This is a genomic window from Microbacterium hanjuni, assembly GCF_043556395.1.
GTDB lineage: Bacteria > Actinomycetota > Actinomycetes > Actinomycetales > Microbacteriaceae > Microbacterium.
In genome coordinates this window covers 1,439,052-1,460,518 of sequence record NZ_JBIGIK010000001.1, presented here as the reverse complement: position 1 = coordinate 1,460,518, position 21,467 = coordinate 1,439,052, and the positions used below count along the sequence as shown (strand labels likewise).

Sequence of the window (21,467 nt, the reverse complement as noted above, 5' to 3'; positions counted from 1 at the left end):
CACACGCGGGGGTCGCGTCTACGCGCCGGCGCGTCCCTTGCGGGTACCCGAACCATGGCAGACCATAATTTCCGCGTGAAGTCGCGGTGTTTCCGCCCGGTTTCCCCCGCCGAGTCGAACTGTCGACCGGTGCCCAACCCCAGTTCGCAAGGGGAATGCGTTCTCGCGTTTTCCGGCTGCGTGCCCTACGTTGAACCCAGGTGCAGCGTTGCACCCGCTGCCTCGGGGGAGGTACGCATCGACTCGGGGGAGCACCATGACAAGCACGAATGCGCCTGCGCCCGGCTAGTGTCCGCACCGGAACGCCAGGGGAGGACGAGTACTGCCGGCCGTCACCGTGTCGATGTGCTATCCGGCCGCCTTGGGCAACTTCGCCGCAGGCAAGCGACGCCGAGGGGAGCTACGGGGCACCGCTGCCAAGAAGATGCCCAGGGCCATCAGCGCAAACCCGGCGAACGAGGCCGTAGCTGGCGACCAACCAGTGACCGCCAGAGATGCCTCCTCCGATGATGGCACCGTAGGTTTCGCTACCGGCGAGGGCGCGATCACTCCGGACACGCTGCCGACTGGTGGATCGGCGGGTCGGGGAAGGGAAGGCACCGTCTGGCCAGGCGAAACTGGTTCGAGCGTGACCGCGACAACAGTTGAACCTTCCAAGCGGATCTCGACAGGGACCGAGCGCGCTAGCCATCGCCCGGATGCCTCCGAAACTGTGAGCTTGTACGAGGCGCTCGGCACTCCGTTGAACGCGAATGAGCCTCGGGCATCGGTGATGGCTTGCTGCGTAGCCACCCCATCGCTACGGATGAGGCTGACGGCGGCATTAGCTATGCCCACGCCATCTCCAGTGACGGTCCCCGTCAGAGAAATCTGGTTCGATCCAAGGACCACGTCGATCCCCCCTATGTCCTCGTCTCCGGTGATCGTGATGAGGGTGCCGTAGTCCTCGGGCTGGTAGCCGTTCGTGCCGTCGGGATAGAACTCGATGCGGTACACCCCGGGGTCTAGACCCGCGATGGTGTAGCTGCCGTCGCTACCGACACCGCTCGTAGATCGGCGACCGCCTTCCCCTAAAGCGCGCACGTCAATCTCACCTGCGTCAAGACGGCTCGCACCATTTGCTAATAAAACGTGGCCCGACACGGAAGCACCCCATGACAAGATGCCGTCGATGCCCCTGACTGCCTGCCCATCTGCCACGACAACGACCTGCGCCGATTCCGTCTCCCCGACGTCATTCCACCACTCTGGGCTGAACGAGGAGTTCGAGTCATAGGGCTCGAAGAGGATCAAGTACGAGCCATCGGGAACACCCGCTAGCTCGTATCGGTCATTCGAGCTCACCGTCGAATCAATCCACGTGACACCGTCATCCAGCAATAGGCTGACCTGCACGCGCGGGTCGAAATCGAACGGATTGATACCTGGTTGACTGGCAAAGCCCGAGATAGAACCGGCAGGCCCGTCAGCCAATGCCGGAGCCGGAAATACCCCGATGCCGCCGATCGCGAGGGCCGCGCCCACCCCTACGAGAATCCGTCTGTTGGTCATAGGTAGCCGGTCCTAACCTGCTTTGGAGCCACAGAGGTAGCGGTTCGCTTGGCTAATGTTCTTGGCTTCGATCGAACTTATCCATTGATGAGCAAGGAAATCCATCAGTTCTGGAAGGTCGGACACGGAGTCTCATGCTTACGGCTCCTCATGGCGCGAGCCATAGCCGGCCAGATGCATGCGTTTGGATACTGTGTTGAGGAACTGATAATGTCCCCCAATCGGGGGACGTGGGGGGCGCAAGGTAGCGCAGCGTCGTGCCCGTAGAAGCAGGCCGTCGTGGTTGATCAGACTCGCTCCGAACCGGAGCTACCGTCGTTTAGTGAGACCGCATCAGGCGCGAGGGGCGCGCTCTGCCGCGAGTGCTGTCACCCGGCGATCATCACGCCGCGGCGACCGTCGATCTTGCGGCGTGTGATGCGGCTGCGACCGCGGCCGGCGGAGTGCCAGGTGGAGGAACAGGACTACTCCGGTCTCGCACCACTACCGTGTGGATGCCGCGACGCCTGCCACGGTTCCTAGATCCTGTAGTCGGCCTTCAGCTTCAGCGCTCTGCGATCCTCAGGAGGCATCTCCTGCCAGGAGTCCGGGGTGTCGACGGATGGCTTGACGCCAGATGACAGCATCGCGAGGTCCGCCGGCACGAGCTCAGTGGAGTCCGCGGCGGTCGCGCAAGACTTTGGCCCGGCCGTGTCTAACGCGATGAACCCGATGGCGGCGTTGACCGGCCCCAATACCTCGGCCTCCTCATTCGTCTCGCCGGACGGCGAAAGAGACGAATTGGCCGCTGTCGAGCTGAGGTTCGGCGCAGAGAATCAGCGGAGATGGTGAGTGCCGGGGACCGCGATCCGGCTGGCCGAGTTCTAGGGTTGCTAGTGGGTACGCTCGCAGCGTGGATCAAGAAGTACGAAGTCCGGGGACGCCAGTGCCCGGTGAAGACTCTGGGGCGCATGGTTCCGCGGGTGGGCATCTCACGGGCCGCCGCACCTTCTTAGCTGCGGCCGCTGCGGCAGCGGTAGCAACCCCGACTGCGATTCTTGGAACCAATCTGGCTCATGGCGATCGCCCGACCGATGGCGAGGTCGCGCCCGCTGTCGGAGCGGACGTACGGCAGTTTGGGGCGGTGGGGGACGGTGTAGCCGACGATTCCGCCGCCTTTGCCGCCGCGCTGCGGGCATCACCGCTCGTCTTCGTTCCGCCCGGGGACTATCGGCTTGCCAAGAGCATCCGCATCACAAGGTCGGGCACCACGCTCCGCTTAACCAGCGGGACCCGCCTCATCGCAGACACCCGTAGTCCCGTGATCATCAGCGAAGGCAACAGTGCAGTAGCCGTCCTAGGTGACGGCGCGCAGATCGATCTTGACGGGAAGTCAGACCGGGGCGTGTGGGTAACTGGCCATACAGGCGCTACCGTTGAAAACGTCATCGTGCGGGACCTCGTGATCAGCAATCACCGCGCGGGCATTGAACCCGGTGCGGCCGCAGTCGGGGTGTCCTTCGCTAGCGAGGTTGCGCTCATGAACCTCTCGGTGCGGAACTACGGACGCGACCAGGATCTCCGATCAACTCTGAACGATGAGGGACAGGCAGACTCCCAGGTCTACGGACTCGGAATATTCGATTCGAGCCGCGTCTCAGTCGTCGCCTTCCGAGCTGAGGAGACCTGTGTCGGGATTGAGATCGTGCAATGCACGGACGTCACGGTCACCGACTTCGCACTGGCCGACGGGTCGGACAACGGGGTGTATATCCTTTCGGGCTCGCGTCGTATCGCCCTCAACGGAGGCTCGATCCGCGCCTTCGAGGAAGGGGTTGTTGTGCTCAGCCCCGGCGTCGACATCTACGGCGTGTCGATTGAAGCTTGCACCAACAAAGCGGTGTCCGTGCGGCATGCATCCGATCTGAAGATCACGGGTTGCCGATTCCAGATGAACACTGTCGCTATCGGCGACGATGCCAGCGGTCGTGTGAATGACCGACTGGTCGTCGCAAGTTGCACATTCCTGGACAACCTCAAGCGCGACGTCTATCTCGTTTCCGCCCAGGATGCGAGCTTCACTGACAACGACTTCCGCTCGTCTACCTCGCAAGAGCGAGAAGACCTCGTGCGCTTAAGGGACGCGAAGCGGGCCCGGTTCGTGAACAACACTTTCGCCGACGCGGAACGGAGCACGAGATTCTCTGCTGTGCTATCGGGTGAGTGCGAAGACTGTCTCGTGACGTTGAACACATTTGTCGGAGGAAGAACGGGCATCAGGCTCCTCGCCGAGGACGACGTCGGACCCGCCCGAACCCGTATCGCGCTCAACGTTTTCCCTGGTGTCGGGCAAGACGAAGCCTTCACCCCCCTGGAACAGTCCGCAAGTCTACGAGGGACCGTGTTCATGGACTTCGGCACCTGAGGCATCCTGCGAAAAGCGCTGCAGCTGGGGTTCGTCCCACGACTCTAGGGTCGAGCGGTACGCAGCGCAGAGCCACGGGGCAGAAGCATGGCAGTCGACTTGCTGGGTCTGCACCACAGGCTGGACCGACTGGGCAGCGACAAGCAGCTTCGGGTGATCGGCCGGGAATTCCCTCGACAGTCGCGACGTTCGGGCGGCTCGCGGTCGCTATGGGATGAGGTGATCGGGAAGCACTCCGCCGGGAGCGTGTCGCACCCGGCGATCATCCCCCTGCGTCACCCGTCACTGCGGCGCAAGCTGTTCCGCATGCGTCCCCGCCCGGCGGAACGCCATGTGGAGGGGCAGGACTAACTTCCTCTCGCACCCCTGCTGTGCGGGCGCCGCAACGCCTGCCACGGCTGCTGGGTCCCTGACGCGGCTCTTCGGTCTCAGCGCTGCACGCATCTGGGTAGCGGTAATCACCTGCGGCGTCGGCTAGCTTCTGGCCCGCCGGCAGGAAAGTTCGTTCGCACTTGATGAGCTGGCCCCGCCCATTTTCACTCCTCGTAGAGACGATGCCGCTGAACGGGAGCCCCGTCGTAATGAGCTGGTGACGTGGTGCCCCTAGTATCACCCCCGGAGAGGTGCGTCCCCATGAGTTCTGGCACAGCCGAAAGGCATCCCGCAATGGCTGCGACTGCAGTTGTGAAGAAGACGACGTTCCGACCAGACATCCAGGGATTGCGTGCGCTGGCGGTAGTCGCAGTCATCCTCGATCACCTGATCGGCTGGCCACTTGGCGGTTTCGTAGGCGTTGATGTGTTCTTCGTGATCTCAGGTTTCTTGATTACGAGCTTGCTTCTTCGCGAGTACGACAAGACCGGGACCATCTCGTTTACTGGCTTCTACGCCCGGCGAGCAAAACGCATCCTTCCTGCTGCGACTCTCGTAGTCGTGGTGACCATCGCGGCTGGGTATGTCGTTTTCAGTTCGGTGCGAGCTAGCCAAACCGTCTGGGACGGAATCTGGGCGACGTTCTTTGCAGCGAACTGGCGGTTCGCGATCCAGGGAACCGACTACTTCAACGCTGAGTTTGCGGCCTCCCCGCTCCAGCATTATTGGTCTCTCTCCGTAGAAGAACAGTTTTACTTCGTCTGGCCATGGCTCATGCTGCTCATCTTCATCGCCGCCGCGCGATGGCGCCCCAGTAAGGTCCGCACAACAGCACATCGCGCTATAGGGGCCGCCATCGCGATCATCACGGTGGCCTCGTTCGCATGGGCAATCTGGGACACCGCAAACAACCCAACGTGGGCGTACTTCTCCACGTTCACGCGCACCTGGGAGCTGGGGATTGGGGCACTGATTGCCATCGGGGCTGGGATATTTGCACGCATCCCCAACGGGTTGCGGCCAGTTCTCGGGTGGGTTGGGCTGCTCGGGATAATCGCTTCGTTCTTCATCGTCAGCGACGCGCGTGGAGGGTTTCCCGCACCTTGGGCGGCGCTACCCGTGGTGGCCACCGCACTCGTCATCGTCGCCGGCACGGGCGGAGCGCAGCGATGGGTATGGCCGATTATGAATCCGATCAGCTCATGGGTGGGTGACGTCTCGTACTCCCTCTACGTGTGGCACTTCCCAGTAATCATCATCCTCGCGATTCTGATGCCAACAGATGCGCCGTACTACGTCCTGTGCGGAGTGCTCATTCTTGGGTTTTCGACCGCCTCGTACTACCTCGTCGAAGACCCCATCCGCCGGTATCAGTCAGGGCAGTTGAGAGCCGCAATCTCCGGGGCAGCGGGTCGAGGGGCGGTCAGCAGGATCCAGCTCACTGGGGTTTCGATCATCGCGGTGATTACCATCGGGCTTAGCGCTTGGGCGCTCACACCTGTGCGCGTGGTGAGCGCGGCCCCACTCTGGGATCCCCGAGATGGCAACGCGACCGCGGAGGCCACGCAGCCGACGACTCCGGCAGGGGAGCTGGTCGGAAGGATTGAAGCATCGCTCACCGCAACGTCGTGGCCCGCTCTCGACCCGGCCCTCGACCAGCTTGGCCAAGCCGCGGCCGCGCCGGAGTGGACGTCGGATTCATGCCTGGATGTCACGCCTGAGAAGGTTGATCGTTGCACGTATGGGACCACGGAATCCGACCTGACCGCCGTGGTCATCGGTGACTCGGTGAGCGTCAGCTGGATGCCCGGGATCCGGGCAGCCCTCGAGCCCGCCGGTTACAGCGTCCGCAGCCTGACTTACGGCCAGTGCCCTGCCGCCATCATTGACGTCTCTGGGCGCGGCAAGGACGATTCTTTCACTGAGGAATGCAGAGCTCATAACCAATGGGTTCGTGAGACGCTTGCAGAGCTGAAGCCGACCCTTGTCATTGCGTCATCCGCTTCGAACACCATAGAACGAGTGCTGACCTCGGGCGGTGAGCCTCCCGAACAGGCGTTTGAGTCTGCTTTGGAGGAGTCTTTTGCCGCGGCGAAGCTAAACGGATCTCGTGTCGTTGTCCTGCCGCCCAACCCCCGGGGAAAGGGCTTGGTTGACTGTTACACGGCCGTTGCGTCTCCTCAGGATTGTGTGACCGATCCTCCGGCGCAGTACCTCGCGACGGTCGCGGCGATGAAGCAGGCGGCAACCTCCGCCGACGTCGAGTTCGTCGAGACTGAAGGTTGGTTCTGCGCGCGTAGCTTGTGCCCAGCTTTTGTGGGAACGACGCCGATGACCTTCGACGGCACGCACCTCACAGGCAAGTACTCGCGCGAACTGGGCCCGCTGCTGGCGCCGGTTCTGCTCACTCCGCCCGCCACATAGCCGGGTCAGACTCCCGGAGCTGGGGAGGTACCAACTGCGTGACGGAACCCCGTGCGGTGTCGGTCAAGTCAGCTCCCGATTCGATTCCGTCGCCGGCTCGGATACGGATTGCCCACAGGTGTAAGCCTCGTGGCGGAGTTCCGCTTCCGGAACGGGGACAAAGAACCGTGGGAAGAGACGCGGCCGAGGTACGCCAGCGCCTCAGTTAGGGGCGCCCCATTCCGTGATACTCCCATCCCGCCGCGCGCCATTCTTTGGCGTCGAGACAGTTTCTTCCATCGATGATGACCCTGCTGTTGACAATCGAGGCAGCGTGCTCGGCAGATAGATTGTGGCGGTACTCGTCCCACTCGGTTACTACGATCACGGCGTCCGCTCCGCGGAGTGCCTCGTCGCGATCCTCGACATAGTTGAGTTGCGGGTGGACGCGGCGGGCGTTCTCGATCGCAGCAGGATCGGTGACCGTGACCCACGCTCCGAGTCCGTGGAGGCGGACGGCCACGTCTAGGGCGGGGGAGTCCCGGATGTCATCGCTGTGGGGCTTGAAAGCCGCGCCGAGGACAGTCACGTTCTTCTTGAACACTGACCCCCCGAGAGCTTCCACCACGATCTCGACGGCCCGGTCGCGGCGGCGGAGGTTGATGGCGTCAATCTCCCTCAAGAAGGCGACGGATTCACCGCGCCCGAGTTCCTCGGCGCGCGCCGAAAATGCTCGAATGTCCTTAGGGAGGCATCCGCCGCCAAATCCGATCCCCGCCTTCAAGAATTGGCGTCCGATGCGCTCGTCGTGGCCAATGGCTTCAGCCAGTCGTGTTACGTCTGCTCCGGCCACTTCGGCAATCTCGGCCATCGCATTGATGAAAGAGATTTTCGTGGCGAGGAAAGCGTTGGCGGCAACCTTTACAAGCTCCGCTGTGGGGCGGTCCATGACCAGAAATGGGGTGCCTTTGGCGATAGCCGGGTGGTAGACCTCGCGGAGGATGGCAGCCGCAGCCTCCCCAGACTCGCCCTCGGGCACCCCAACTACCAGACGGTCTGGGTCGATAGTGTCCTGAACCGCCCAGCCTTCGCGAAGAAATTCTGGATTCCACACAAGAGTGGATCCGGTGGCAGTCACTCTCTGTGAAAGCTCGGCCGCAGTCCCGACGGGGACCGTTGACTTGCCCGCGACGATGTCGCCCTCGGTCAGGTAGGGGAGGAGCGCGTCGACGGCGGCGTTTACGTACGTCAGGTCAGCCGCATAGCTATCCTTCTGCTGAGGAGTACCTACCCCGACGAAATGAACTTTGGCTCCGCGCGCTTCGGACATGTCAGTGGTGAATCGAAGCCGACCCGACTCGATACCATCGGTCAGAATCTCCTGCAGACCAGGCTCGAAGAACGGGGCCTTCCCTTCTGACAGGGTGGCGATCTTGCGCTCATCGACGTCGATCCCGACCACGTCATGGCCAATCGACGCCATTGCCGCGGCATGGACCGCACCCAGATAACCGCAACCGATGACAGACAGACGCATGAGACTCCTCGAGAAAAGACTTCAGGATGCCGGCGGCCTTGGCGGCGGTGAACGCTAATTTCAGTGTGCTGAATCTTCATACCAGACCCGACTGTCGTCTCGTGTTTCAGGGGATCGCACGATGGTTCGCAAAGACTGGAAGTTAGACGTGATCCGGTCAGGCGATCACCTCGATCGGCAGACCACGACCGCGCCGACTTGCCCGCCGGATTCCTCACTTCCCGCTGCACGTTTCGCGAGGCGGACCTGACCCCCGACAGTGAGTTGGTGGACGGTCATATCGAGCGCTCGCTATTGGGTAGCATTTGGTTCGTGCGCGATAGGACGGACTACTGAGCCTCGCCGGCGCGGCCGCTCGAGGAGGAGCGGTCACCCTCGCCGGACAATTGGCCAGAGCGGGAATACAGTTCCTGGGCGTCGCCGTTCTGGCCCGACTGATTTCCCAACAGGACTTTGGGCTCGTGGCGATGTGCGTCGCGTTCATCGGGATCGCTACGGTCCTGGGTGATTTTGGGCTCTCTATGGCAGCGATTCAGTCGCAAACCATCACGCACGGTCAGCGCAGCAACCTCTTCTGGACAAACACCCTCATTGGTGCTGTGCTCTTCGGCGTGGTGCTGGCTGTAGCCCCTGCCATCGCGCTCTTCTATGGACAGCCCCAGCTTGTGGACATCACGCGGGCGCTAGCGGTGACCTTTCTCCTCAACTCCCTTGCCGCACAGTTTCGGGCCGAAGTTTCGATGCGGCTTCGGTTCAAGTGGTTGATGACAGCTGACGTTGGGTCCGCCGCGGTCGCCCTCGGAGTCGCGATCTTCCTGGCCTTCCAGGGTGCGGGTTACTGGGCCCTCGTGGCACAACAGATCACCGTCGCGGTTGTCACTCTCGTTATTCTTGTGGTCGGCGCTAGCTGGATCCCAGGGCTCCCGCGGAGGGGCGAGGGCATGCGGGCGTTGTACACGTTCGGAGCCAACACACTCGGTGTGCAGCTGCTCACCTACGCCACCTCGAACGTAGACAGCATTCTCGTCGGCCGAGTTTGGGGAGCTCAATCCCTCGGAATCTACGACCGCGCGTTCCGTCTGTTCCGGCTACCTCTACAACAGATCGCGGCACCAATGACCAAGGTAGCGATGCCCATCCTGTCTCGTCTTCAGGATGACGTTAGGTATGACGCGTACCTCGCGAGAGCGCAACTGGTCCTCGGGTACTCGTTTGGTGGAGCCTTCTTGCTGCTGGCGGGGATGTCGGGCCCGGTCATCGAGATACTCCTTGGTCCCGGTTGGGATCTGGCAAAGCCAATCTTCGCTGTGCTTGCCGTGGGCGGCGTGTTCCAGGGCATCGGCTATGTCTACTACTGGGTGTTCCTCTCTCGTGCCCTTACCGGCGTCCAGCTGAGATGGACCGTTATCAGTCGATCGGCCACCATCGGCCTGATGCTTGTCGGGGTTGCTTGGGGGCCTGTCGGGGTCGCGGCAGCAGCTTCGGCTGGCCAAGCACTCAACTGGACATTGTTGACTCTGTTTCCCATGCGCAAAGCGGGACTGCGACGGGCTCCTCTTGTAATTGCTGCTCTACGCCCGATCACCTTCCTAGCGCCCCTGTCAATCGTCAGCTTCGTTCTCTCCTATACGCTGCTCGAGCCACTCGGTGCCTGGGTCTCCCTAGCAATACTGATGTCGATAGCTCTCGCTTATCTCGCGGCCGGCGCACTAGTTGCTCCCATTCGCGATGACTATCGCAAAATCTGGGACGTCGTGAGACGTCTTCGCCGCTAACTTTCCGACGGAAGGTAGACCGCAATGCCCATTGACGTTGTGCACTTCAACCCGGTCCGAAGGCGGCCGGGTGTTCTAGGCCGATTCCTTCCCCGCCGGCCGCTGAACAACTTCGGTGATCTGCTCGGCCCACTTCTTGTGGCCGCGATCGTGAAATCGCAGGGGTTGCGCGACACCACCGTTGGGGGGACCAGGCTCGTAACTGTGGGTTCGATCATGAAGTTGACACAACCGGGTGATGTCGTCTGGGGCACAGGCGTCAACGGCAAGTCCATGGACACGGGTGCGGCGCCGGCCCTGGACGTCCGGTCGGTACGGGGTCCGCGAACCCGAGATCTCCTAGTCGCCCGCGGGACCGAAGTCCCGGAAATCTTCGGCGACCCTGCCCTTTTATGGTCGACGTTCTGGCCGCGCAGGGAGTACTTGAGCAGTGCGCCATCCCGTCACGAACTATCGCCGGTAGGGGTGGTGCCAAACTTTCACGATCGGGTACGGACACGCGACCGAAGGCTGATCGACCCGCTGTCGCCGCCCCACGAGGTCATTGGTCGGATAGCGAGGAGCGCCTTCATCTGTGGCTCTTCGCTCCATGGGATTGTGATCGCAGAGTCTTTCGGGATCCCTGCCCGTCTCATCCGGCCAGGTGCCGAGCATTCGTTTAAGTACGACGATTACTACGCGGGCACCGGGCGCGAGTCCTATCAACCTGCCAACTCGGTTTCGGAGGCGATCGAGATGGGTGGCGAACCACCCGCTGATTACGACGCGGCGGCCTTGCTGGCAGCGTTTCCTCTCGACCTGTGGGCTTCCTGACGGCTGACGTCCAGGCGCAACTTCGCGACGTTCTCAAACTGACCAACGCCGTTCGTAATCTCGTAACAGGGCGCTGATAGCGTCAAGCCATGCCGTCCGCCGGAGTCCTCGCCCCCAAGATCGGTCATATCCCGTCCCTCAACGGGCTTCGCGCGGCTGCGATCGCCCTCGTTGTATATACGCATGCGGGTTTCCCTGGTCCATTCTCCGGTGGCAGCGGAGTTGCTCTCTTCTTCTTCCTGAGCGGGTATCTCATCACGACCCTCTTGCGAGCGGAGTGGGACCGGTTCGATCGAATCTCTTTAGGTGGCTTCTACCTGCGCCGAGCGCTCAGGATCTTTCCGCCCATGTATATCGTCATCGCCATCGTGATTCTGCTCTCGATTGTTGGCGTACTCCCGAACACACTCTCACCGGGTGGGACAATCTCAACCAGTCTCTTCTTCACGAACTACTGGATCATCATCGACGGGCACGAGAACGTTCCCGCGGGTCTTGGTGTGTTTTGGTCTCTAGCCGTCGAGGAGCATTTTTATTTGGTGTTTCCGCTGGCGTATATCGCTATGAGGAAATGGCTCCCCAACAGAAGACATCAAGTCGCCGTCCTAGCGGCGGTCTGCATCGTCATCTTGGGTTGGCGTATTTTCCTTGATCTCAACGGGGCAAGCGATGTTCGGCTTTATTACGCGACCGACACGCGGGTGGATGCCCTCCTCTGGGGGGCCATCCTCGCGATCGGGTTCAACCCTGTGTACGGGGAGGTAAAGCTTCCTAAACAACGCTGGGTTGGATCGGCCGTCGTGATCGTGTCGGCGGTGATTTTCTGGGCAGCCACTCGGATCCCCGGCGAATTCGTGTACGGCTTCACCATCCAGAGCCTGGCCGCGTTCGGCATTTTCATCCCAGTATTGCTCGCGCCGCAATCGTGGATTGGGCGGGTTCTTAATTGGCGCCCGATCGCCTGGATCGGTCTCATCTCGTACTCGCTATATCTCACCCATCGATGGGCCCTGATCGGTGGAGAGGAATGGTTGGGCTGGCCGCTCGGGGCGGTCGTTGGCATTGGATTCGCAATCCTTCTATCGTGGGCCATGAGAGTAGTCGTCGAACGTCCGTTTGAGCGATTGAGGAAGCGGCTTAGCAAGGTAGGCGAGAACCCAAACGAGGGTCCGCCCATGGAGGCGCTCGCCCACTCGGAAGTCGCAGCAGCGACGGGCACCTCGGCAACGGTGCGGCCGACCATCGGGCGCAAGTCCGCCGACACCTAATTTTCCCGACAGTGATCGATATGGACGGAACGGGCGTCTTCCTGACTTCGCGATGCCCAGCCATGACCAGCCACGACGAGACCACTATTTTGAGCCCCATGAAATCACCGGAGTTGCTCGCCCACATGATCTGCCCCACCCTCCGGAGTCTCTGCACGTCATTGGCGAGTCGAAGTGCCGTTGTACGTCGTGCCGTAACCGGCTGGGCAAGGTGAGATGGGAAAGTTAGAGGGATCCCGCGACCAGAGCATCACGATACTCGAGTCCGTTGTGGGGCCGGGTAGAACAGTCAAATACATTGACCAGGTCGTCCGGCATGCGCCCGGTAATGTCGACTTCATCTATTTCTCGTGGGTCCGTGCCTTCTTTAGACGTTACGACGTCTTTCACGTTCATTGGCCAGAGTTTCTGCTTCGGGATAAAGCAAAGGTGCGAGGCGTGATGAAGCAGGCTCTTTTTTCAATTCTTCTCTCGGTTCTAAGGCTCCGAGGAGTGCCTATTGTTCGGACGGTTCACAACCTCGACCCGCACGGGCGTCTGAGCGCGTCTCAACAACGGCTCCTATCGAGGCTGGATGGTGAGACAGCGCTGTTCGTGAAGTTGAACCGCTGTACCGCAGTACCGGCCGGCGCGAAGTCTGTGGTTATCCCGCACGGTGACTACCGGGAGCAGTTCCGAAAGTTGCCTAGCGTGGAGACTGAACCGGGACGGTGGTTGTCGATTGGCCGCTTGGAGCCATACAAGGGAGTGGACCGTCTAATCGAGGCTGTAAAGGTGGCGGGGCGAACGGGTGAGTCCTTACGTATCGTTGGGTCCGCGTCGCAAGCGATGCAGCAGTCTCTTCTCGCCTCTCTCCGCGGCTGGTCCAGAGAAGACGTGGAAGTGTCGACTCTCTTCGAGTTCGTGTCGGACGCGGACATGGCGAGTGAAATTGGGCGAGCAGAGTGTGTGGTGTTGCCCTACACCGAGATGCTCAACTCTGGCATCGCGCTCGTCGCGCTGTCCCTGAATACGCCAATCGTCGTTCCACAGGGATGCGTCAATGACGAGCTGGCGGCTGAGTGCGGCCCTGGATGGGTGATTCGATACGAGGGCGAGTTCACCCCTGCAACCCTCGACGAGATGCGGGAACAGTTAAGGGGTCCAAGATCAGACTCGCCGAACCTCCGCGGCAGAGACTGGCCGTCGGTCGCACGGTCGTACGCGGACGCGTTCAAGCAAGTGGCTCAGATAGAATAAGGGCGACATCACGTGAAAATCGTCGATAACAGATTCCCCGAGAGCGCGTGCGCACGCACGTGTGTTGTAGGTGCCAGTGCGGCGCGGGCCTTCGAACCCGCGGCGCTGTCCTGCGGTGCCGAAGGGACAACTAAGCGGGGGTATGGCGATGGCCACGCGTGAAGTGAGGCACCCACAAGGCTCCCGGACGAGACAGGCACGAAGCCTCGCGCTACAGCTTTTTCTGGCACTGTTTGTTCTTCGCCTGTTCGCTGACGCAAAGTTCATTCCCGGGGGGCTTAGCTCGGCTCTGAATCTTGCTATCCTCTACGGCGCCATAGCCGGCGGGTTCTTAGTGTCCACTCAGCGAAATGCGCGTACGAAGCGCATCACTATTCCAGTCTTTGTCGCTTTCGTCGTTACGTGGTTCTTGATAGGGGTAATAGAGGTCGGCTTTGCCCAGCCACTGACGAGCGCCGCGTTGCGTTTCCTCGCCTTGATCGGGATGGCCGTGCTAGCGAGAGTGGCCGTTCGGGAGATTGGGCCCTCGCGATTTGCCGTGCTTCTCGTCTGGGGGGCTTTCCCGGCGGTGCTGATCCTCGCAGTCGCGACACTGACGCATTCCCCGCTCTTCTTTGCCGTCTCGACCGGGCGAGCATTTGGCACGTTCAACCACACCAACTCGGCCGCCAGCTTCATCGCAATTTACATACTATTGCTTGCTTATTTGCTGCTGCGGCAGCCTCGGTGGCGTTATGCGCTCGCGCTCGTCGTGTCTGTAGTTGGTGTCGTCGGGACACTGAGTATGGGAGGGCTGATCGCGCTGCTGTCTGGGTTGATTCTGTTACTTCTACTCTCGGGGGCAGGGGTTGGCGTTAAGGTTGCGGCGCTCGGAGGAGTCGTTGTCAGTGTCGTGGCGGTGCTCGCCAGTGGCGCCTTGAGTACTCGACTGGAAGAGCTGCAGACCACGGTTTCATTCGATGATGCGAACAGCCGCAGCATCACCAACAGTTTGGACTGGCGGTTTTACAACTGGCGTCGTCTTCTCGATATATGGGAAGAGCGTCCCATCTTTGGCATCGGGCTTGGACGGGCCGACTTCGATGCCCAGCCGATCGGCAAGCAGCCCCACAGCGAGTTCGTTCGATTGCTGGTTGAGACAGGCTTAATTGGATCAGCCGTGATCTTCTTACTCGTTGCCACCGCGGTAGTGCTTCTCGTCCGGGATCGCGAAGTCGATCCTTGGGGCAAGGCCCTTGCCGTGTCGACATTGGCAACCCTCCTCGTTAACGCAATTGCCTCTAATACGACTTCTTATGCCCCAACAATGATGCTGTGCATAGCTACATGGGCGGTCGGCTCGAACACTCTGAAGGACGGGCCCGGGGCTTTACCCCGGGGGAAAGCGAGACGAGCCATGGCGCAATACCGAAGCGGGCTACTGACTAATGGGTGATGGTGCTGGTGTGACATTCAGTCCAGATGATCGACTGGTCTTGGTCGCTTCAACCGGGGGACACCTTGAGCAGCTGTTCAGGTGGGCTCAACGGTGGGGCCTGAGTCGGGAAAACGTTGAATGGGTGACGTTCTCGAACGAACAAAGTCGGTCCCTGCTGGAAGACTGGCGCGTGACCTACATCGATTACGTAAGGCCACGCGACCTCGTCGGAGCTGTCCGGGCGGTTTCGCCGATCCGTGAAGCCGCACGGCGTATCGCGGCGGTAGCGATTGTGAGTACCGGCGCGGCTGTCGCCGTGTCGGGAGCAATAGCGGCGCGACGGGACAAGATTCCCTTCACCTACATCGAATCTCTCGCAAGGGTCGATCGCCTTTCGACGACGGCCAAGATTCTGTCTCCAGTTCCTGGAGTGGACAGGTTTGTGCAGTCCGAAGCCCTCGTTTCGAACAGGTTCTCGTACGCGGGTTCCATTTTGGACGATTTCACCATTGAGAAGCGGTTGCCCCGCGAGGAATCGGAACGCCTTCGCATCTTTGTGACTCTAGGCACGATCCGGCCGTACGGATTCAACCGTCTACTGGCGGCACTCGATGAGTTGACCAAGACAGATGACGTGGTGTGGCAAGTCGGCGAATCGACCTACGTGCCCTCTCACGGTTTGATTGTCCGATCAATGGATAGAGGGAAGCTGCTTGAACAGCTCCGGATCGCTGATGTAGTCGTCTCTCACGCCGGAGTCGGATCGATTCTCGCCGCCCTGGGTGAGGGGCGGGTCCCGCTAGTCGTTTCCCGTAAGAAGAAGTTTGGCGAGCACATCGACGACCATCAACTGGATATCGCCAGGATGTTGGACGCGCGTGGTCTGGTTCGGTCCGCGGAGGTAGATGAGATTGATAGGGGAATGCTTGTGTCGACCACGGGTCTTTTGAGCAAGGTGCGAGTGGCCTCATGAGCAACCGCAACCGCAGCATCACCCTCCCCGCCCGATCTCGCCTGATTCTTCATAAGTTTGACCCGTCGACTCCTGCGCCCGGGGGGATCGACACCTGCATTCGGGGGATCATCAAATATGGTGACCCTGAGGAAGCATTGGCAATCGTGGGTGTCTCGAGCGAGGAGGGCGCGGACACCGGAATCGGCGTCTGGTCCGAGCGCGAGCTCTATGGCCGTACTTTCCAATTTCTGCCGGTAGCGTCTTTGGATCCCGGGAACCAGATAAGGCGAATGCCCCACTCCGCCCTCATCGGTGCGGGACTTGTGAGGTACAAGAATCGTGTACCCCGTACACAGTACCTACAGACGCACCGGGCAGATCTTGGACTACTCGGGTCTTCACTGCTCACAGGGCGTCACGACTACTTCATTCACACTCAGGAGTCGGGCATTCTCGGAGCTGATTCTGATTCATTTTGGAAACGTGCCGGGTCTATCCACCGGGGCGTAGAGAAGCGAGTAGTCAAGCGTGCCTCTCGAGTGCGAGTATTCAACCCCACGTATGCGGAGACGGTCGCCCAATGGAACCCGCACACGAAAGCGTCTCCCACCTGGTGGGACCCGGAGCTCATCCGGCCACGGGCCGCAGGGGCGCGACGGTCTAGAAAGTTGCTGTGGGTCGGGCGGTTGGAACAACCCAAAGTTCCGTCATTAGCGTTGGAGACACTACGTGTTCTCCGAGACACAGCACCGGAAGAAGACTGGTCGCTCCGGATTGTGGGTACGGGGAACCTAGTGGGCGAGCTGAAGGCCTCGAGCCGCGGGCTCGGGCTGGAAGATTATGTGACGTTCGTAGGTCGCCTCAGGCCCGACGAAGTTATGCAAGAGATGGCCGATGCAAGCATTCTCATGATGACGTCGGTGGCCGGGTACGAGGGGTTCCCACGTGTTCTCGTCGAAGGGTTGGCCAACGGGCTTAGCGCCGTCGTGACCCATGGTGCTGATACCGGTGGTTTGGTGGCTGACGGCATGAACGGCTACAGAGCGGCACCCAACGCCACGGACTTTGCCAGACGCGTGCGAGAGGCAATTGCACTGCGCCCCGAGGACTCCCGTATCTCTGTTGAACACCTGTCGGCGCCCCGCGTCGTCGAGGCCTTGTACGCGAACTAATCTCGCCCCACCTGCAGGAGTATCCAATGAAAGTTGTTGTAACAGGCGCGGCTGGCTTCGTTGGCAGTCGCATTGCACGCCGAGCCCTCTCCGAGGGACACGAGGTGGTCGGTATTGACGCGGTCACCGACTACTACGATCCATCCATCAAACGAGCGAATCTCCAACCGCTCATTGAGGCTGGGATGCGAGTTTTTGAGCAGGATCTGATGGATCTAGACCTGCCCGCGGTACTCGACGGCGCTGAGGTGGTGTTCCACCAGGCCGGCCAGCCAGGGGTGCGGAGCTCTTGGGGCACCGAGTTTGATGTATACCTTCGCGCGAACGTCGCCGCTACGCAAAGGCTGCTTGAGGCAGCGGTCGGCAGCAAAACCCTCCGCTCGCTCGTCTACGCGTCGTCGTCGTCCGTGTACGGCGACGCGGAGAGCTTCCCGACTTCTGAGTCGGCTAGGCCCGTGCCCCTGAGCCCGTACGGAGTATCTAAGCTGGCGGCCGAGCACCTATGCACGCTCTATGCGCGCAATTTTGGCGTGCCGGCAGTTTCCTTGCGATACTTCACGGTCTACGGACCCGGCCAGAGGCCGGACATGGCGTTCACTCGTTTCTGCAGGGCCGCAGTCACGTCGACTCCTATCACCCTTTATGGGGATGGAACACAGATACGGGACTTCACCTTCGTTGACGATGTCGTCGATGCCAATTTCAAGGCTGGATTCGGGTCGGCAACTGCCGGCTCGGTGTTCAACGTGGCTGGCGGGAGCAACGTAACCGTCAACGAAGTGATTGCGACACTGTCGGAGTTGGCAGGCCGGGAGCTCGCGGTCGATCGCAGCGACGCAGTCAAGGGGGACGTGCGCCGAACGAGCGGGAGCACTGAGCGGATCCGGGACGCACTCGGCTGGGCTCCTTCGACCAGCCTTTCAGACGGGCTTCTCGAACAATTTAAATGGGCGGAACGGACGTTTGGGAAGCGTAAGTGAGTCACCACGTTGCCTGCGTGATTCCCACACACGGGCGGCCGGACTTTCTTGCCGAGGCCATTGAGAGTGTGCTTCGACAACGACTGCCAGTGTCGGAGTTGGTGGTCGTAGACGACTTGGGAACCCCGGAGACGCAAGAGCTCGTGGAGAGCTTTGCAACCAGGGCAACGGGGGTCGCCGTTTCTTATTTTCACCGCGTGACGGGTTCACCGGGCGCGTCGGAGTCGAGGAATGCCGGTTTCTCTGAAACGAGCACGCCGCTGGTCGCGTTTTTAGATGATGACGACATCTGGTCGCCGAATCATCTGCTGTCCGCGGTCAATCGTCTCCGCGAGTCGAATGCCGGTCTAAGCCTTTCCTGGATGGAAGTGGCAGAGCCGGACGGGTTCGTTCACGATCATTTCTCTCCGGCGGACGGGTTGCATGCGGAAGACGTGATGGCGCGAAACCCAGGGATCACGGGCAGCAACCTAGTAGTTAGGCGGGCTGAGTTCGAGACGATCTCTGGGTTTGACCCCGATTTGCCAGTCTCAAATGACAAGGATTTCCTTGTCCGGTACCTTGCGGCGAATCTCACTTATGTCGTCGTGCGCGAACGAACCGTCTTGCACCGCCGACACCATCAGGGGCAGTTGACCGCCTGGGACAAGCGCCGCGCGGTCGGGTTGGCAAAGTACATCGACAAGCACAGCGCTCGGTTGTCACGGCAAGATCGGCGGTACCTGAAGAGGCAGATTGACAGCATCCGCTTCCGCACTGAAACCGGATTCCGTCGTCTAGCCGCCGCCGTCGTTCTCGTCACGAGCACTCCACCTCGTGAACTCATCTACAAGGCCCGCGAAAGAGCAAAAAAATGATCACGAGCTTCGGCGTCACATGGGACGAAAGAGCGAGGACGTTGTGAGCGAAGAAGCACGGCAGGTTTTCGTCTCTGCTGTTGGACAGGACACCAACGTTGGCGACTCCGTTTTGCGCAGAGGTTATCTCGACGCGCTTAGGCAGGTTGGTCGGCTTAACGTCCTACTGGACGGTACGTCAAGCGATTATAGAGACGGCCTCGGCCTCACGAACGACGACAACATCTTCGATGCTCGCGAACTCTGGTGGCGCGAGTCGGCAGCTCAAGCCGAGAGTTCCCCAATTGTCGTTGCGTTCAATGCGGGGGAGATGCAACTCAACCGCACTTTTGCTCTGTCTTACGCGCGTCATGCCCGGCTGATACTCGCTGCACGCCGGGCCGGCGGCTACGGCGTGCACGTTGGAATGGGAATTCGACGATCGAGCGCGTGGGGGAAGCCCATCGGCGTCATCCTTAGGACGTGCGCGCGAGTTTCCTGGCGTGATCCGATGAGCCGAGAGTGGGCTGGGGTTGGGGACGTAGCGCCAGACTGGGCCTTCGCGTTGGGAGAGGGGGCGCCCTCGCTAGCCAGCGAAGGAGGACGCGAGTTTCTCGCTGTTTGTCTGCGGGGTGACCGGCAAATTCCAGACCCCGAATGGGTGGCCAATGTCGAAAAGACCGCACAGGAACTCGGTCTGAGGCCGCTGTTGGTCGTCCAAGTGGAGCGTGACAACCGGCTTGCGGCTGAACTTGCGGCCGAGAGAGGCTGGCTTGCAGACCATTGGTACGGTGGCCCGCATTCGCTCCGCGAACGGCAAATTCGGGCGCTGTACGCGGAAAGCGGGGCCGTGCTCAGCGATCGCCTCCACGCGCTCGTGATAGCGGCGACCGAGGGCGCTGTGCCCATCGCGTACGCGCCATCGTCGACGGAGAAAGCTCGCCGGACGCTCGCACCCGCTGGGCTCGCAGACTTCTACATCCCTGTCGGTGCGAAGCCGTTCGAAGTAGTCGAACGGGCGTCTGGATTAGTTTCCAGAGCTTCGGAAGTGAACCAGCTGGTCGCGTCTGCCAAGGATAAGCTCGCGAGGTTGGCACGCTCCCTATCAATCTAGGCAGTAGCCGCTTCTACGCCGCTGTCTCTCCAGGTGCTGCGGCCGCCCGCGCAGTCTTGGCGAGAATCACTAGATCCCCTAGAAGAGTCCAGTTCTCTACATACGACAGATCAAGCCGCACGGAGTCGTCCCAAGAGAGCGACGATCGGCCACTCACTTGCCACAGCCCTGTGATGCCTGGCTTGGCGAGAAACCGGCGGTGGACGTGATCGGCGTATTGCGCAACTTCTTTGGGGAGAGGGGGCCGCGGTCCAACCAGTGACATGGACCCGCCAATGACATTGAAGAGCTGAGGGAGCTCATCCAAGCTGAACTTGCGCATGACTCTGCCGACCGGCGTGATACGCGGGTCGTTCTTCATTTTGAAGAGGACTTCGTTGCCAGCATCCCGCTGCTGACGTTCCAACTGTTCCAGCAAGTCTTCGGCGTTCGTCACCATGGATCGGAACTTGATCATGGTGAACTCCTTCCCGCGAAGACCCACTCGGGTCTGGCGGAAGAAGATTGGTCCCTGGCTCGTCAGGCGCACGGTGATGGCCAGGGCCGCCAACAGCGGGCTGATCAGGATGACGCCCAAGACTGATGCAGTCAGGTCAAGCGACCGCTTGACGAACAACTGGCCCTTGGTGAAGCGCGGCGTCTCGACGTGGATCAGCGGCAGGCCCGATACGGGCCGCATGTGGATTCGAGGCCCCGCGATATCGACGATGCTCGGGGCAAGGACGAGGTGCTGCTTGCCGGCCTCGAGGCCCCACGAGATCTCTTTCACCTTGTCGGGTGGTAGCTCGTCGGTACTCGTGATGGCAACGGTGTCCGCGCCGGTGGCCACGATGGCTCGATCAACGGCAGATACGGAGCCCATGATCGGGATATCGGTTCCCGCAATCGTGCCCGCTATGCGCCCGGAGGGAACGCACGCGCCGACAACGGTGTAGCCCGAACTGGGGCTCCGCTCGAGCTCGCGCGCGATCTGGGATACCGAGCTCTCAGACCCGACAAGCAGTACCCGCGCGGAGTGAGTGCCACTCTTTCGTTTGACGCCCAGCCACTTACGCCACAGCCACCTTTCGGCCAGCAGGACCAGAATCCCGAGTGGCAGGCTGATCAGGAGGAAACCGCGGGCAACGTCGATCCGGGCGAGGAAGGCAATGATCGCGACCACGCCGAAGAGTCGAACGCTGGTCGTCGCGATTCGCACGTACTCGGTGGAACCAGTTCCGATGATTCGGTAGCTCCGGGAATCGTTGAAGGTGAGTGCCCACATCCACGCAACGATGAGCAAGATGGAGAACGTCCAATAAGAGAAGTCGCTGATGCGCGAATCCTCGCGGATCGCGACATCGGCGTTACCCAAGCCGAACCAGGCAATCTGCGTGCCGAAAACCACCCAGATCAGTACCAGAAGGTCGCTGACCCAGAGGTTGCGCGCGTACTGCCGGCGCCAGTCAAAAGCGGGAGCGCGTCGACCCGGCGAGGTGCCAGGTTCTGCGCTATCCGCTACCGGAACGAGGTGCTCGCTCGGAAGTTCGGAACGGTTGGAGCTCATGTGGTCGGTACGCTGCGACGCCAGTGTCGCGTCGACCCGTAGGTGCGACGTCACAGTGTTTGGTTCCCTTCCCCCCGGCGATCTC

At 61.1% G+C, this 21,467-nt stretch carries 15 protein-coding genes; 12 read left to right on the top strand and 3 right to left on the bottom strand.

The window, feature by feature from the left end; translation table 11 throughout:
• Nucleotides 1–348: 348 nt before the first annotated feature.
• Nucleotides 349–1,551, bottom strand: a complete 1,203-nt coding sequence (locus ACFXP5_RS07075) for a carboxypeptidase regulatory-like domain-containing protein (protein ID WP_394544083.1) — start codon at nucleotides 1,549–1,551, stop codon at nucleotides 349–351.
• A gap of 892 nt (nucleotides 1,552–2,443) precedes the next feature.
• Between ACFXP5_RS07075 and ACFXP5_RS07070 the strand changes: the two genes are divergently transcribed.
• Both ACFXP5_RS07070 and ACFXP5_RS07065 read left to right on the top strand, forming a co-directional pair.
• Nucleotides 2,444–3,955 carry a right-handed parallel beta-helix repeat-containing protein gene (locus tag ACFXP5_RS07070; RefSeq protein WP_394544082.1) on the top strand — a complete coding sequence of 504 codons (1,512 nt, stop codon included), beginning with the start codon at nucleotides 2,444–2,446 and terminating at the stop codon, nucleotides 3,953–3,955.
• A gap of 633 nt (nucleotides 3,956–4,588) precedes the next feature.
• Nucleotides 4,589–6,751, top strand: coding sequence for an acyltransferase family protein (locus tag ACFXP5_RS07065; protein WP_394544081.1), 2,163 nt, complete (start codon nucleotides 4,589–4,591; stop codon nucleotides 6,749–6,751).
• Nucleotides 6,752–6,956: 205 nt separating this feature from the next.
• Here ACFXP5_RS07065 and ACFXP5_RS07060 read toward each other — a convergent pair whose 3' ends face one another.
• Complete coding sequence (locus ACFXP5_RS07060; RefSeq protein ID WP_394544080.1) at nucleotides 6,957–8,267, bottom strand: UDP-glucose dehydrogenase family protein; 1,311 nt, start codon at nucleotides 8,265–8,267, stop codon at nucleotides 6,957–6,959.
• A 332-nt stretch (nucleotides 8,268–8,599) separates the two neighbouring features.
• On the opposite strand from ACFXP5_RS07060, the gene ACFXP5_RS07055 reads away from it, so the two are divergent.
• The 10 genes from ACFXP5_RS07055 (at nucleotide 8,600) to ACFXP5_RS07010 (ending at nucleotide 19,836) form a co-directional block, all read left to right on the top strand.
• Nucleotides 8,600–10,042 (top strand): lipopolysaccharide biosynthesis protein, encoded by a 1,443-nt coding sequence (locus ACFXP5_RS07055; protein ID WP_394544188.1) that lies wholly within the window; start codon nucleotides 8,600–8,602, stop codon nucleotides 10,040–10,042.
• A 24-nt stretch (nucleotides 10,043–10,066) separates the two neighbouring features.
• Nucleotides 10,067–10,855 carry a polysaccharide pyruvyl transferase family protein gene (locus ACFXP5_RS07050; protein ID WP_394544079.1) on the top strand — a complete coding sequence of 263 codons (789 nt, stop codon included), beginning with the start codon at nucleotides 10,067–10,069 and terminating at the stop codon, nucleotides 10,853–10,855.
• A gap of 89 nt (nucleotides 10,856–10,944) precedes the next feature.
• Entirely contained in the window at nucleotides 10,945–12,123 is a 1,179-nt protein-coding gene (locus tag ACFXP5_RS07045) for an acyltransferase family protein (protein ID WP_394544078.1), read from the top strand.
• Between the two features lie 216 nt (nucleotides 12,124–12,339).
• Entirely contained in the window at nucleotides 12,340–13,362 is a 1,023-nt protein-coding gene (locus ACFXP5_RS07040) for a glycosyltransferase (protein WP_394544077.1), read from the top strand.
• A 142-nt stretch (nucleotides 13,363–13,504) separates the two neighbouring features.
• Nucleotides 13,505–14,797 (top strand): O-antigen ligase family protein, encoded by a 1,293-nt coding sequence (locus ACFXP5_RS07035; protein WP_394544076.1) that lies wholly within the window; start codon nucleotides 13,505–13,507, stop codon nucleotides 14,795–14,797.
• A 172-nt stretch (nucleotides 14,798–14,969) separates the two neighbouring features.
• On the top strand, nucleotides 14,970–15,752 hold the full coding sequence (locus ACFXP5_RS07030; protein WP_394544075.1) for a glycosyltransferase: 783 nt from the start codon (nucleotides 14,970–14,972) through the stop codon (nucleotides 15,750–15,752).
• Nucleotides 15,749–16,906: a glycosyltransferase gene (locus tag ACFXP5_RS07025; protein ID WP_394544074.1), complete on the top strand. Its 1,158-nt coding sequence runs from the start codon at nucleotides 15,749–15,751 to the stop codon at nucleotides 16,904–16,906. The genes ACFXP5_RS07030 and ACFXP5_RS07025 overlap by 4 nt, the downstream gene beginning before the upstream one ends.
• Before the next feature lie 26 nt (nucleotides 16,907–16,932).
• A complete protein-coding gene (locus ACFXP5_RS07020) occupies nucleotides 16,933–17,886 on the top strand; it encodes an NAD-dependent epimerase/dehydratase family protein (protein WP_394544073.1) in 954 nt (317 codons plus the stop codon).
• Nucleotides 17,887–17,903: 17 nt separating this feature from the next.
• On the top strand, nucleotides 17,904–18,743 hold the full coding sequence (locus ACFXP5_RS07015) for a glycosyltransferase family 2 protein (RefSeq protein ID WP_394544072.1): 840 nt from the start codon (nucleotides 17,904–17,906) through the stop codon (nucleotides 18,741–18,743).
• Between the two features lie 43 nt (nucleotides 18,744–18,786).
• Nucleotides 18,787–19,836: a polysaccharide pyruvyl transferase family protein gene (locus ACFXP5_RS07010; protein WP_394544071.1), complete on the top strand. Its 1,050-nt coding sequence runs from the start codon at nucleotides 18,787–18,789 to the stop codon at nucleotides 19,834–19,836.
• Nucleotides 19,837–19,849: 13 nt separating this feature from the next.
• Here ACFXP5_RS07010 and ACFXP5_RS07005 read toward each other — a convergent pair whose 3' ends face one another.
• Complete coding sequence (locus ACFXP5_RS07005) at nucleotides 19,850–21,382, bottom strand: sugar transferase (protein WP_394544070.1); 1,533 nt, start codon at nucleotides 21,380–21,382, stop codon at nucleotides 19,850–19,852.
• Nucleotides 21,383–21,467 lie beyond the last annotated feature (85 nt).